At 32.9% G+C, this 13,316-nt stretch carries 12 protein-coding genes; 5 read left to right on the forward strand and 7 right to left on the reverse strand.

Going from position 1 to position 13,316, the window contains the following annotated elements; all coding sequences use genetic code 11:
• Window positions 1–59 precede the first annotated feature (59 nt).
• The 3 genes from DK508_RS12480 (at window position 60) to DK508_RS12490 (ending at window position 1,872) form a co-directional block, all read left to right on the forward strand.
• Window positions 60–761 (forward strand): VWA domain-containing protein, encoded by a 702-nt coding sequence (locus DK508_RS12480; protein ID WP_160114683.1) that lies wholly within the window; start codon window positions 60–62, stop codon window positions 759–761.
• Window positions 762–765: 4 nt separating this feature from the next.
• Window positions 766–1,473 carry a hypothetical protein gene (locus DK508_RS12485; RefSeq protein WP_160114684.1) on the forward strand — a complete coding sequence of 236 codons (708 nt, stop codon included), beginning with the start codon at window positions 766–768 and terminating at the stop codon, window positions 1,471–1,473.
• 87 nt (window positions 1,474–1,560) lie between these two features.
• On the forward strand, window positions 1,561–1,872 hold the full coding sequence (locus tag DK508_RS12490; protein ID WP_109301088.1) for a hypothetical protein: 312 nt from the start codon (window positions 1,561–1,563) through the stop codon (window positions 1,870–1,872).
• 111 nt (window positions 1,873–1,983) lie between these two features.
• On the opposite strand, the gene DK508_RS12495 is transcribed toward DK508_RS12490, so the two are convergent.
• The 7 genes from DK508_RS12495 to menA form a co-directional block, all read right to left on the reverse strand.
• Window positions 1,984–3,300: a M24 family metallopeptidase gene (locus DK508_RS12495; protein WP_109301089.1), complete on the reverse strand. Its 1,317-nt coding sequence runs from the start codon at window positions 3,298–3,300 to the stop codon at window positions 1,984–1,986.
• Between the two features lie 128 nt (window positions 3,301–3,428).
• Entirely contained in the window at window positions 3,429–5,525 is a 2,097-nt protein-coding gene (locus tag DK508_RS12500) for a VWA domain-containing protein (RefSeq protein WP_109301090.1), read from the reverse strand.
• A 140-nt stretch (window positions 5,526–5,665) separates the two neighbouring features.
• Window positions 5,666–6,781 (reverse strand): AMP-binding protein, encoded by a 1,116-nt coding sequence (locus tag DK508_RS12505; protein WP_109301091.1) that lies wholly within the window; start codon window positions 6,779–6,781, stop codon window positions 5,666–5,668.
• Window positions 6,782–6,836: 55 nt separating this feature from the next.
• A complete protein-coding gene (locus DK508_RS12510; RefSeq protein WP_109301092.1) occupies window positions 6,837–7,760 on the reverse strand; it encodes a CPBP family intramembrane glutamic endopeptidase in 924 nt (307 codons plus the stop codon).
• A 3-nt stretch (window positions 7,761–7,763) separates the two neighbouring features.
• Complete coding sequence (locus DK508_RS12515) at window positions 7,764–8,807, reverse strand: o-succinylbenzoate synthase (RefSeq protein ID WP_109301093.1); 1,044 nt, start codon at window positions 8,805–8,807, stop codon at window positions 7,764–7,766.
• On the reverse strand, window positions 8,808–9,488 hold the full coding sequence (locus DK508_RS12520; RefSeq protein WP_109301094.1) for a metal-dependent hydrolase: 681 nt from the start codon (window positions 9,486–9,488) through the stop codon (window positions 8,808–8,810).
• A 31-nt stretch (window positions 9,489–9,519) separates the two neighbouring features.
• Window positions 9,520–10,479: a 1,4-dihydroxy-2-naphthoate octaprenyltransferase gene (menA, locus tag DK508_RS12525; RefSeq protein WP_109301095.1), complete on the reverse strand. Its 960-nt coding sequence runs from the start codon at window positions 10,477–10,479 to the stop codon at window positions 9,520–9,522.
• A gap of 228 nt (window positions 10,480–10,707) precedes the next feature.
• Between menA and DK508_RS12530 the strand changes: the two genes are divergently transcribed.
• Together DK508_RS12530 and DK508_RS12535 are read left to right on the forward strand one after the other, a co-directional pair.
• Window positions 10,708–12,405 carry an alpha-amylase family glycosyl hydrolase gene (locus DK508_RS12530; protein ID WP_109301096.1) on the forward strand — a complete coding sequence of 566 codons (1,698 nt, stop codon included), beginning with the start codon at window positions 10,708–10,710 and terminating at the stop codon, window positions 12,403–12,405.
• A gap of 506 nt (window positions 12,406–12,911) precedes the next feature.
• Entirely contained in the window at window positions 12,912–13,289 is a 378-nt protein-coding gene (locus DK508_RS12535) for a hypothetical protein (protein WP_109301097.1), read from the forward strand.
• The last annotated feature ends 27 nt before the right edge of the window (window positions 13,290–13,316 follow it).

A 13,316-nucleotide genomic window follows, 5' to 3' on the forward strand; every position in this document is an offset into this window, starting at 1 on the left:
ATTATTACCATTACAAAGGAAAAATGAAAACATTAAAAGTATATTCAATACATATAAATATGAAAAAGATACTATCCATATTATCAATATGTCTCTTATTTTCTACATTTCAGTCATGCTATGTCATGAAAAAATCAGATCAGTTTTTTGGAATTGAAACATCTACCAACAATACGTTATATCTAATTGATATTTCTGGTAGTATGGAAGGAATAGATGAAGGTTCTATTAAAGATCAAGTAATGCGTGAGGCAGGAAATAAGGCTGGGAATATAGTAAGTAATACCATTGGTGGAAAAATTGGTAGTATTCTTGGCAAGCAAGTAACCAAACAAGCTACCAAATTAGGGGCTGTAAAACGAAAACTGATTCCAGCCATCAAAGGATTACCTGATGGTAAGAAATTTGCCGTTTTTGCTTATAACAATGATGTTACCAAGCAAACTGCAGAACTTAGAATCGCAAGCAATATGTCAAGAACATCGGCTAATATTTTTGTTGAGAATTTAAAAGCAAGTGGCGGTACCAATACTGCCAAAGGTTTGGTTGAAGCATTATCTACTCCAGGTGTTCAAGAAATCGTATTAATGAGTGATGGATTACCCAATGGCGGTCCTCAAGCTGTTTTGGAAGAAATAAGAAGAGTTAATACCAACAATGTTATCATTCATACCATAGCATTTGGGGAAGATGCAGATCATAATTTTATGCGCACTCTAGCTCAGGAAAATAATGGCACATTTATTACTTCAAAAATGTAACAAAATGAATTATAACCTATTACAAAAAATAACTCTTTCAATAGTATTTTTAGGTATTACATTATCGTCTCAGGCGCAACAGTGTAATGCTGTCCCTTTTATGAAAAAAGGAGCCATTCTAGAGTATACTGACTATAATAAAAAAGGGAAAGCTCAAAATACTACAAAACATGAAACCTTAAGTATTTCAGGGTCTAATGATGTCCTCGAAGCTGTGATAAAAGCAACGGTTACAGATTTAAAAAAGAAAGACCCTTTTAGCACAGAGTATAAGGCCAATTGTAATAAAGGTTTATTTAGTATAGATATGCTTCGATTCTTTAGTCTAGATCAACTTGCGCAACATGATAAAAGTAATATTAGCTTAAAATTAGATGGGGACGTTCTAGAATTTCCTGGTGGTATGAAACCAGGGGATGCTCTTAATGATGGCACTTTATCAATAAAAGTAAATAGTGACAGTTTTACCTTAGTTACATTAACCTTTAAAGTATTTAACCGGGAGATCGTTGGCGAAGAATCTATTACCACGCCAGCGGGAACCTATAAGTGCCAAAAAGTTACATTTGATTTCGAATCTAAATTTGGTATTTTAAACATAAAAGGAAAAGGTGTAGAATGGTATTATAATGACGCAGTGGTAGTACGATCAGAATCATATAACAAAAAAGGAAAAATGATCGCATATCACGAGTTAACAGGAATACAATAAACTTAAATAACAAAAAGTAATACATGTCTGAATATGCCAAAAAAGGACATTAAATCGAAGTAGGCAATATCTTTAAAAATATAAATTATGATAGTATGGTCTGGCAGAGGGTTTCTCTCTGTATTAGTGCTAGCCTTAGTCTTATTTGCTCTAACCTCTTTTTTGCCAGAAGAGCAAAATAATATGGCATTTGCAATTAGTCTTTTTACATCTGCAATTTTTAGTTGGTTTATGGGTAAAAAATGGAACGAACCTAATGGAAAAACTTTAGTTGATAAAGAAACAGGACAAGAGGTTATATTAAAACCAAATCACAGCTTATTCTGGATAAAAATGCAATATTGGGGATTTATATTTGGAGCACTAGGAATATTTATGTTGGTCAAACAATACATGTAGTTAATGCTCCATTTTCTGAAAAGAATCTAGTTCAATTGCTTTTGATAATAAACTAAATATAGGTGTACATGTAAATATTTATACAAAAGGGTTTTCTTTATGAAGACCCTTTTATCTTTTGGGTATGGTGATTAACTTTGTTTGTCTTTGGTTTACATATCGAAATCCTTCGGGTCCCCAAAAACCAGCCTCTTCTAACATAATACGTATGTCTTTTTTCCATTCGGGAATAGAAACGGTAGTATTTAACTCAATAGCATATACAGTGTTTTCGTATAGTGGATAATCTCCTGTACCAGAAACTCCTTCTTGAGAATCCCACATTCCGATTGTAGGGCCAGACGAATGACCAAACAATCCAAGCGGATGCGTATAAATGGCAGGGGTAAGACCCTCTGCCCTTCCCTGATCTAGGGATTTTAATAAAATTTCATTTCCCGTTTTACCGGTTTCAAAGTTACCAGTAAACACATCTTGTACACGATTACCATCTGCGAATGCTTTATCCAAAAATTCTGGAGAGGATGTTTCGTTATTCCTAAGAATATATGCATGTTGTTGGCAATCTGTATTTAATCTTAGATAGGTAATCCCAAAATCACAATGAATCAAATCGCCTGGTCTAATAACTTTATCTTTGGGTCTATCCGAAAACGAAACGATATGACTCTGTAAAGTTTCTCCTGATCGTTGAATATCTACAGTAGGATGAAACCATGTTTTTAAACCCATATCTGTAACTTTTTGTCTTAACCACCAAACTACATCATCTGTTGTCGTCGTACCGGGTTTAACTACACTTGTACTAAATGCTTCGGCAATAATATCATGAGTAATTTTTACAAGTTCACTATATAGCTCCATCTCTTGAGCTGTTCGGGTTTCTACCCAAGCAATAGCCAATTTTTCTGCAGAGGTAACCCTAGGCTTATACTCCGCGGGTAAAACTTTCATAAATGCTTCATAATCCGTTTTTACAATGCCATCTACGATCCCAAAATTTTCCGAAAAATTTATTCCTATTTTATCAGGATTTCTTTCAGAAATGATATCTACCAATGCTTTCCATTGATCAGGTTGTTTCTCTTTATCCCAAGCAGATTCAATGTTTTTACCAACATTATATCTTGCAACTGCTAATTTTTCTATTGTATTTTTCTTCTTATTTCTATAAAAAACCAAAATAGTTCTTCTCCTTGCATTAAGCCATGTAGAAGGTAACATGGTTTTAAGAACAGGATCTTCATTATATTCTCTAGAAATCAAAATCCACATATCAAACTCGGTTCTATCCATTAATTGAGGTAGTAGAGTATTAAAACGATCAACCAGAATCATATCTATAGCTGCTGCTCTTTCCTTTTGTTGAAGAATCTGAGCCTGAGAAAAATAACTGAAGAATACGAGTAAAACAAGAAGCTTTTTCATTGGGTATATGTATTGTTGTGTGATGAGTTTATTTAAGCGCAACTAAAAGTATTATAAAAAAGAGACACCTGCAACAATGCAGATATCTCTTCTTGAATTAACCTACTCTAACGATTTAATCCTTATATCTATAGCCCGTCATAACTATTTACTAGTCGTATAAACTCTGCTTTATATCCCTGATCGTCATTTTCTTTATTGGCTTGAGCCAATGTAATAATATCATCCAGTTTCTCATTTTTGATAAATTTTGATTTTCTAACTTTCATACCAAACCATGCTACAGCTGCAGCAAAATTAAAATCTTGAGTTGCAACAGCATTTTTGTTTGTATTCAGGACATGAACCATCTGTATACTTTTCTTTCCTTGTGGTTTTTTGTATCTAAACTTTACAGTTAACAATTCATTTCCGTATTTGTTACCGACATTAGGTTTGGTATATTTTAGCGTATTAACCTTCTTGAGGTATTTACTTTTCACTCCAACAGGGATAATTTCATATAAAGCTGTTACGGTATGGCCGCTACCTAACTCCCCGGCATCCTTAGTATCATCTATAAAATCTTCATTAGCTAATAATCTATTCTCGTACCCTATCAATCTATATGCCTGTACTTTGTTTGGGTTAAATTCTACTTGAATCTTTACATCTTTGGCAATAGTATACAAAGTACCTCCAAACTCTTTACCCAATATTCTTTGCGCTTCTTGCATTGTATCTATATAGGCGTGATTACCATTACCCTTATCCGCTAGAGTTTCTAATTTGCTATCCTTATAATTTCCCATTCCGAAGCCTAAACATGTAAGAAATACTCCTGATTTTCTTTTAGCTTCGATAAGTAGTTTCATGTCCTTATCAGAACTCATACCCACATTAAAATCCCCATCGGTCGCTAGGATTACGCGATTGTTTCCTTCTTTAATAAAATTCTCTTTTGCTATTTTATATGCCAGTTCTATACCTTCTCCGCCAGCTGTAGATCCTCCCGCTTCGAGGTGTTGTAAAGCTTTATTAATTTCATTCTTGTATGCACCTGATGTAGGTTTCAACACTAATCCCGCAGCACCAGCATATACAACTATCGAAACCTTATCTTTTTCGCGTAATTGATTAACCAAAAGTTTAAAGGCTTTTTTTAGTAATGGTAATTTATTACTATCTCCCATAGAGCCAGATACATCTATTAAGAATACTAAATTAGAAGCTGGTATCTGATCTTGCGGAATTTCTTTTCCTTTTAAACCAATTTTTACAAGCTGCGTATCGGCATTCCATGGTGTAGTTGCATATTCTGTATCAATAGCAAAAGGATGTTCTCCTTTGGGTTGCTGATATGAATAATTAAAATAATTGATCATTTCCTCAACCTTTACAGCATCAGTAGGGATCTTATTTCCATTATTAATCATTCTACGAACATTACTGTAAGATGCCTTATCAACATCGATAGAAAATGTAGATAATGGTGCTAAATGAACTCTTTCGAACCTATTTTCATCTATTTCTTTATACGATTCATTGTTTTTCACATCATATGTACCACTATGTGTAGTAATTACAATACAACCATGTTTTGCTCTTACTCCATAAATAGAGCTAGCACTCTCATTCTTAAGAACTTTTAAGTCTGCTATCTTAGCAGGGTCAATAGCTTTAATTTTTGCTATATCCTTTTTCTTAATAGCTACACCATCAACAATGTATAATGGTTCTTTGTTACCCAAAACAGAAATAGCTCCTCTTATTCGAATTGTATTTGCGGATCCATTAGCTTTTGATATTTGTACTCCAGCAACTTTTCCTGCTAGTTTATGTTTACTTCTTTTACCTTTTCTTCGTGACCTATTCCTTGAAGTAACGGCATAACCTAATGATACACTTCTTCTTTGAACACCATAAGCGGTAACGACAACCTCTTCTAATTGTGATTCTGAGACTTTCATCTCGACATTAATAATATTTGATTTTCCTGTTACTTCAACATCTTGTGTAGTAAATCCCACATAAGAAAAATTTAAGATATCTCCTTTTGAAGCCTGAATTGTATAGTTACCATCAAAATCTGTTTGTGTACCAGAAGTAGTTCCTTTTATAAATATATTGACGCCTGGCAATGGTAAACTCTGCTCATCGGTTACATTTCCTGCAACCGTTAATTGTTGTGCTTTTATAGTTCCTATGATACATAGAAAAAATACGAAGTAATGTAGTGATCTCATAGTCGATAGTTTTTAAATTATAATCTAAAACTAGAAGTTACCCGAACAGGTAACAATCGACAATGAGTGAAATGGTTATTTGAGTTAGTAAAGGTAACTTTTGAGCTATCTAGATATAATCTCTGCAGTATAACATCGGGTTATAATTCACTATTAGAAACTAAAGCTAAGGTTTTTGCTCTTTGTACCTTACCAGTTTCAGTTTCTATAAATTGAGAGAGGAAATAAATCTCTTTAGGAATTTCATATTTATTAATAGTCTCAAGACTTTTGATGGCTTCAGAAATAGTCAACTTTGCAATTTCATTGTAATCTTGTTCGATTATTAAAACAACCTTATCACCAAGAGCATCATCAGGAAGGCTAGTAATAAAAAAACGATGTCCTATAAGGAGTTGTAATTTGGTTTCTATTTCTTCAGGATATAATTTTATACCGCCACTATTAATTACATTATCATAACGGCCCTTCCACAAAAATTTCTTGTATGTTTTAAGTTCAACAACATCGTTAGTAACTATGGTATCGTCGTTTAACTCGGGAGCTTTAATCATTAAGCAATTACGATTATCCATACTCAGGGATACGTTAGGAAGTGCTTTAAAATAGGAAGAGTCTTTTTTATCTTTTTTCTTAGGGTTTATTCTGCGAGCTGCAATATGGGTAATAGTTTCTGTCATTCCGTAGGTTTCATAAACCTTGGTTCCAACACCTTGTATTAATTCTTTAAGATTTTCTGAAGCGGGTCCTCCCCCTACTATTAATTTCTTTATTAAATGAAGCCTGTTTAATGAGTTATCCAGTTGTAACGGTACCATTGCACAAAAATCATACTGTTTATACACTGTATCCAGAGGATTTGTTCTTGGAGGTACCAGATCAATTTTCCACCCCAAAACCATTGCCCGAACCAACATCATTTTACCAGCAATATAATTTGCCGGCAAACATAATAACGCTGTGGTATCTTCTCCTACTTTAAAAAATTTACCCGTTGCTTTAGCACTATTAATCATGTGCCGTTTGTAGATTTTAATTTTTTTAGGCTTTCCTGTAGACCCTGAAGTTTGTACTACTATATAATCCTTTTCGTTTAACCAATCTAATAAAAAACTACCAACTTCTTGCTCATATACTTCTCCTTCTTTAACAAAGTTATAGGCAATACGCTCCAGTATTTTCTTATCCGAAGAGTGTTTGTTTATAGAAAATTTTTCATGTATTTCGGGGATAGAAAATGCATTTCTTGTTTCCATATTCAAATTTCAATTTTCTAAAATACCCGTAGGTTATCTATATGTAAAGAATATATTATTCTTGTATTATCTCTTCAGTGATTTCTTCATCACCGATTTTTCCAAATAGTTTGTCTTTCCAATTTGTCCATTTATATTTTTTAGCCAATATGAATATAAACAATGGGAAAATTACAAATACTGGTATCAATATTTCGTATCCAGCTCCAGGTTCTGATACATCTAACAGTATCGAATTTGTTTGAAGTGCTGTCCAATCGGCAGTAACAAGTAATACTGTAATTAGATTGTTTGCGGCATGAAAACCAAGCGCCAACTCCATACCCTCATCCATTAAAGTGATGATCCCTAAAAATAAACCCGTACCTATGTAGAATACCATAATTATCGGTCCTAAAGTTTCTACTTCCGGATTTGCAGCATGCATTACTCCAAACAATACAGAAGTCACTACGAGGGGTATCCATTTATTTTTGGTAGCCAGGCCCAATCCTTGCATTAAATATCCTCTAAACATATATTCCTCAAAACTAGTTTGTATAGGAACTAGTACTATAGCCATTAGCAACAATATAAAAAACGGAACAGGTTCAAAATTATAAATATAGTCTTCTGGGTTAGAATAGTAAGATAGCCCCGTAGAGGTAATAATAAAAGTTGCCATTAACACGAAAATAAAAAACACTCTACCCCAATCTATCTTTTTTCGCGCAGTAGTCAAAGACAAAATAGATTGCTGGTGCACAAACTTTACCCAAAACAATAAGCCTCCTAAAAAGACTACAAAAGGAATCATCAACTCAAGAAATAGTCCATTTTTACCAATCAACTCGATCTGTTGTTTCAAAATCGCTTCGGTATCCATGTGCATCATCTTGGCGATGATATAATTTAAAGTCATTAATCCCAAAAAACCTAATGGTACCGGAATATATTTCCACATCCCCAATTTTCCTTTTCTCCCTTGTGTTATATACATGTATTATTTATTTAAATATTCTACTACCCAATCAGTTTCATTGATATAAGATAGTGATCCATTATTAACTTCTAGCGGTGCTTGAAAGTTATTTGTAAACAAACTTCCAGTCCCCAATCCTTGATGCATTTTACTATTCAACGTATAAGTGTACTGGGCAATTGCATTTAACCCCACGTTACTTTCTAAAGCGCTTGTGATCCACCATTTAATATCTAATGATTCTGCAATATCTATCCACTCATTAGTGCCATTAAAACCACCTATTAAACTTGGTTTGAGAATAATGTATTGTGGTTGTATTGTTTGTAGCAACTCTTTCTTTTTCGTTACATCAAAAACTCCTATTAACTCTTCATCTAAAGCAATGGGTAATGGAGTATCTTTACACAAAGAACGCATTTGTTCATATTGCCCTTGTCGTATAGGTTGTTCGATACTATGTAGATTAAACTTAGAGAGTTTATTAAGTTTATCAATTGCCTCATCAGGTGAGAATGCCCCATTAGCATCTACTCTTAGTTCGATTACATCTGATGAAAATTTTGATCTTACAAAAGATAAGATATCCAATTCAGTTTTAAAATCAATAGCCCCAATCTTCATTTTAATACAATTAAAACCTTGATCTAATTTATGCTCAATTTGCTCAAGCATAAATTCTTTACTCCCCATCCAAACAAGTCCGTTAATTGCGATATTTTCTTGATTATCAGTAAACTTGGAAGGAAACAACAAAAAAGGCGATTCACTTGCAAAAGATTTAAATGCCATTTCAACACCAAACTGAATACTGGGAAATTCTAGTAATTCCTCCCAGAGTTTATCTTTTCCTAAATGTATATTATCACATGCCCATCTTAATTTATCTTCATAATCAGGTCTGTCATCAATACTTAATGTTCTTAAAATACCGCACTCTCCGATGCCTTTTCTTTTACCATCAGAAATTACAATAAACCAGGTTTCTTTCTTGTTTAGAACTCCTCTCGAGGTTCCGCTTGGTCTTTTAAAATTGAGAATATGTTTGTAGTAGCTCGCTTTCATTTATAGATCAATACTCTTCCCTATTTCTAATAACATGAGATCTTTCCCTTTTTCAAAAAACTTGCGTTTAGCTTCGGTATGATCAATTTCTATATAACCAAAAGTATCATAATGTACGCCTAATATCTTATCGCATTCTACAAAATCACTTGCGAGAATAGCATCATCAATACCCATGGTAAAATTATCACCTATTGGTAAAATTGCAAGATCTAATTTGGTAGTCATAGGAATTAGTTTCATATCCATAGTAAGCGCAGTATCTCCTGCAATGTATACAGTTTTATGCTCTCCTTCAATTACAAAACCTCCCGGTTGCCCTCCATAGGTTCCATCTGCAAAGCTACTGGTATGTATTGCATTTACGTATTTAACTTTTCCAAATTCGAAACCCCAACTACCGCCATGATTCATAGGATGTACCTCTATGCCCTTATTTTGATAATGAGTCGCTATCTCATAATTAGATACAATAATAGCTCCATTATTTTTTGCAATAACTTCGGCATCCAAAACATGATCTTGATGTGCATGAGTAAGTAGAATATAATCCGCTTTTATACTATTGACATCAATGCTATCTTTGGATAAAGGGTTTCCTGAAACAAAAGGATCTATTAATACATTTGTGTTATTGATTTCTAGTAATAAGGTATTATGTCCAAAAAAGGTGATTTTCATTAGTCGAGTTGTTATGATTCGCTGGTGAAAATTATAAAATCTGGCCCAAACTAAATAAAATAGAAAGTAAAAATGTTGTTAAAGCTACTTTTTTAAGCTCAGGATCTAATAATTGAGGTTTTTCAGTTTTATATACTTTAATAATATGTATGAGTAAAGGAATAAAAGCGATCAAAAATAATAAGTTCATCGTATTCTCATAGGTGAAATATAAAAATGTAAGCATCGATAACATAGCTATAGATAAAATAGAAAAATGATATTTTCTTGCATTAGCAATACCCAGTTTCACTACAAGTGTATTCTTTCCAGCCTTCCTATCCCCTTCATGGTCTCTCATATTGTTTAGATTTAAAACTGCAGTGCTTAGCAGTCCAATCGTTATTGCCGGAAGAAAAACTAAAACGTTAAGATCTTTAGTAAACAAGAAATAACATCCTACAACACTTACCAATCCAAAGAAAATAAATACAAAAATATCACCTAAACCTTTATAGCCATAGGCAGAATTACCCATGGTGTATTTCATTGCAGCTATGATAGCTGTTAATCCCAAAACAAAGAAAAAGAGAGAATAATAAAAATTCTCCTTCCCAAAGGATATAAAAATTAAGGTTATAGCAAAAAACAACGTTATTATGGCTGTAATAATAATTCCGGTTAGCATTTCTTTCTTTGAAATGGCACCACTTTGCAGTGCGCGTGTTGGCCCCACTCTATCCTCATTATCTGTTCCTTTAACACCATCACCATAATCATTAGCAAAATTAGAAAGAATCTGTAGCCCTAGTGTAGTAGCTATCGCTAACCAAAATATAGCGGTCTCTGAAAACAGAAAACGTTTACCCCCAAAACCAATATCGTTTCTAAGGGATGAATCTGAAAACAGTAATACGTTATTAAACATCGATGAACCAACGATAATTCCTGAAATAGACAAAGGCAATGTGCGCAATCTTGCTGCCGAAACCCAGGCTTTTACTTTATTCATTTTAATGATTTAGGTTTCAAAGGAACAGTATTTTAAATTAAAAAAAAATAAAAATTGCGTATTGAGGTAAATACTTGAACCTATAATTGCCAATTTTGAATTGTATCAAAATTAATCCCACAAATTATACTAACTTTCCATATGTATTTTTATGAATTTCGCAACTCACCATATTCTAATTTTTGTGAGACTTTTTATAGATTAGCATTTTAAACCACTAAGATCGTTATGAAAACCATTGTTAACACTATTGTTTCGTTACTTTTATGCACTTTTTTCTCCTGTAAAAATGATGTGAAAAAAGAAGAAACTAAAACGACTACCACCAATACTGAAAAACCAGAAACCATAAAAGAGAAACCATTTATCTGGGAAGGAGCGAATGTATATTTCTTATTAGCAGATAGATTTAGTAATGGAGATCAAGAAAATGACAAAACCCTTGAAAGAACCAAAGAAACTGGAACATTAAGAGGTTTTGAAGGCGGAGACATTAAAGGGATTATTACAAAGATAGAAGAAGGATATTTTAAAGATCTTGGTGTTAATGCGCTTTGGTTTAACCCAGTGGTAGAGCAAATTCATGATAGTGTCGATGAAGGTACAGGAAACACATATGCTTTTCATGGGTATTGGGCAAAAGATTGGACCAAAATTGATCCCGGATTTGGCACCTACAAGGATTTGAAAAAATTAGTGCGAGTAGCGCATGAAAATGGAATTCGTATTCTTATGGATGTTGTAATGAATCATACAGGGCCAGTAACCGAAAAAGATCCGGTATGGCCTGATAACTGGGTACGTACATCACCACAATGCACTTATAAAGATTATAATAGTGCGGTAGGTTGTACACTAGTTGAAAATTTACCTGATATTAAAACTGAAAGTAATGAAGGTGTTGATCTACCTAAGGAACTTGTTGATAAATGGAAATCTGAAGGGCGATTAGAAATTGAATTGGCAGAATTAGATATTTTTTTCACCAAAACAGGATTAAAAAGATCACCAAAAAATTATATCATCAAATGGCTTACAGATTATGTAAGAGAACTTGGTATTGATGGATATAGAGTTGATACCGTAAAGCATGTTGAAGAAAGTGCATGGCGTACGCTAGCAGAACAAGCAAAATTAGCATTTGCCGAATGGAAAACCAAACACCCTAATGAAGTACTTGACGATAATGATTTTTATGTACTAGGTGAACTATATGGGTATGGGATAGACAGTAAACGATATTATGATTTTGGAGACAAAAAAGTAGATTATTTCGCTAATGGGTTTAATAACATGATCAACTTTCAATTTAAATATGATGCCAAACAAGAAGGTTATGAAAAATTATTTAGTAAGTATAGCGAAATTCTTTACACCAATTTAATAGGAAAAAGTGTCATGAATTATATAAGTTCACATGATGATGGCGATCCTTTTGATAAAGATAGAACTAAGACATACGAATCTGCTACCAAACTATTACTTACTCCAGGAGTTTCTCAGATCTATTATGGTGATGAAACGGCAAGGTCATTAATTATTGAAGATACCCAAGGAGATGCCACATTAAGATCTAACATGAATTGGGAAGACCTACAAAACGATGAAACAAAATTATTATTAGCACATTGGCAAAAACTGGGAACTTTTAGAAAAAATCATCCCTCAATTGGTGCAGGAAAACACAAAATGATTTCGCAAACTCCTTATACGTTTTCTCGAAGTTATAATAGAAATGGGACCTCAGATAGCGTTATCGTAGCATTAGATCTTCCGAAAGGAGAAAAAAGCTTAAAAATCAATTCTATTTTTAAAGAAGGAACTGTTTTAGTTGATCATTACTCCGGCTATGAAGCAAATGTCGTTAAGGATACTATAAAAATTAATTCTGAATACAGTATCGTTCTACTAGAGCGCAAGAGATAGTTTATATATCATACATACTATGATACAATATAAAATGACCTGATAAAAATTGGGTCATTTTTTTATGCCTTAATAAAAGTTAGCGTCTTAATTATATATTTCTGAAAAACAACATATAAGAATCAAAAACATATATAATGTTAGAAACAGTTACCCCTATAGAAGAACTTACCTCCTTAGGATTAAGGAGGTAAGTGTTGGGGAAAACAAAAAAAGTAAGGGAAAAATTGTAATTGGAATACCTGTCAAAGATAAAGATGTTTCGAGCATATACGGTTACGGTTTTACCTCAAACTTTAGCTGGAATACTAGTATTTACACATTAAATTAACTTTATATTATTGATTATCAGTAATTTACATAAAAACGTAATAATTGTTAAATTATCGTGAACAAAAAAATAATAAAATAGTATTAATAAATAACTCCAATAGATATCTCAAAAGTTCAAGAAAAAATTAAATTTGCAGTGATTATTTAGTTAACCTCAATATAATTTAACATCCTTGGAAAATAAAAAGGCAATAAAATTAGTCGATAAAATTCTCACTGATCTTGATAAAACGGGTATCAATGCCGATACACTGATTAAAGATCTTAAAGAGTTAAGAGAGTATGCACTTGAAGCGCAAGTACCTTTAGTAGTTAAAGTATTACGCTTTACTTATGAACATATTGAAGAGAATGACTCTTTTCTTATCCCTATTCCGGATGATGAACCTATCGAAGAAGATACAGATGAAACCACTGCTGCTACAGAAAAAGCTGCTGTAAAAGATCCTGTTGAAAGTTTGAAGTATCTTGTTTCTCTTACTAAGAGTTTAAAGAACAAGACAAATATATCTGATCTAAAAGAATATAGAGATGCTTTAATAGCATTTTAAATCGGGTAATATTACTTTTTGTTTGAT

Origin of the sequence: Aquimarina sp. AU474, from assembly GCF_900312815.1 — a bacterium.
GTDB lineage: Bacteria > Bacteroidota > Bacteroidia > Flavobacteriales > Flavobacteriaceae > Aquimarina.

Excerpts from the sequence above, each read along its gene's own strand:
- DK508_RS12480 (WP_160114683.1), top strand. The coding sequence starts at position 60 with ATGAAAAAGATACTATCCATATTATCAATATGTCTCTTATTTTCTACA.
- DK508_RS12485 (WP_160114684.1), top strand. The coding sequence starts at position 766 with ATGAATTATAACCTATTACAAAAAATAACTCTTTCAATAGTATTTTTA.
- DK508_RS12490 (WP_109301088.1), top strand. The coding sequence starts at position 1,561 with ATGATAGTATGGTCTGGCAGAGGGTTTCTCTCTGTATTAGTGCTAGCC.
- DK508_RS12495 (WP_109301089.1), bottom strand. The coding sequence starts at position 3,300 with ATGAAAAAGCTTCTTGTTTTACTCGTATTCTTCAGTTATTTTTCTCAG.
- DK508_RS12500 (WP_109301090.1), bottom strand. The coding sequence starts at position 5,525 with ATGAGATCACTACATTACTTCGTATTTTTTCTATGTATCATAGGAACT.
- DK508_RS12505 (WP_109301091.1), bottom strand. The coding sequence starts at position 6,781 with ATGGAAACAAGAAATGCATTTTCTATCCCCGAAATACATGAAAAATTT.
- DK508_RS12510 (WP_109301092.1), bottom strand. The coding sequence starts at position 7,760 with ATGTATATAACACAAGGGAGAAAAGGAAAATTGGGGATGTGGAAATAT.
- DK508_RS12515 (WP_109301093.1), bottom strand. The coding sequence starts at position 8,807 with ATGAAAGCGAGCTACTACAAACATATTCTCAATTTTAAAAGACCAAGC.
- DK508_RS12520 (WP_109301094.1), bottom strand. The coding sequence starts at position 9,488 with ATGAAAATCACCTTTTTTGGACATAATACCTTATTACTAGAAATCAAT.
- menA (WP_109301095.1), bottom strand. The coding sequence starts at position 10,479 with ATGAATAAAGTAAAAGCCTGGGTTTCGGCAGCAAGATTGCGCACATTG.
- DK508_RS12530 (WP_109301096.1), top strand. The coding sequence starts at position 10,708 with ATGAAAACCATTGTTAACACTATTGTTTCGTTACTTTTATGCACTTTT.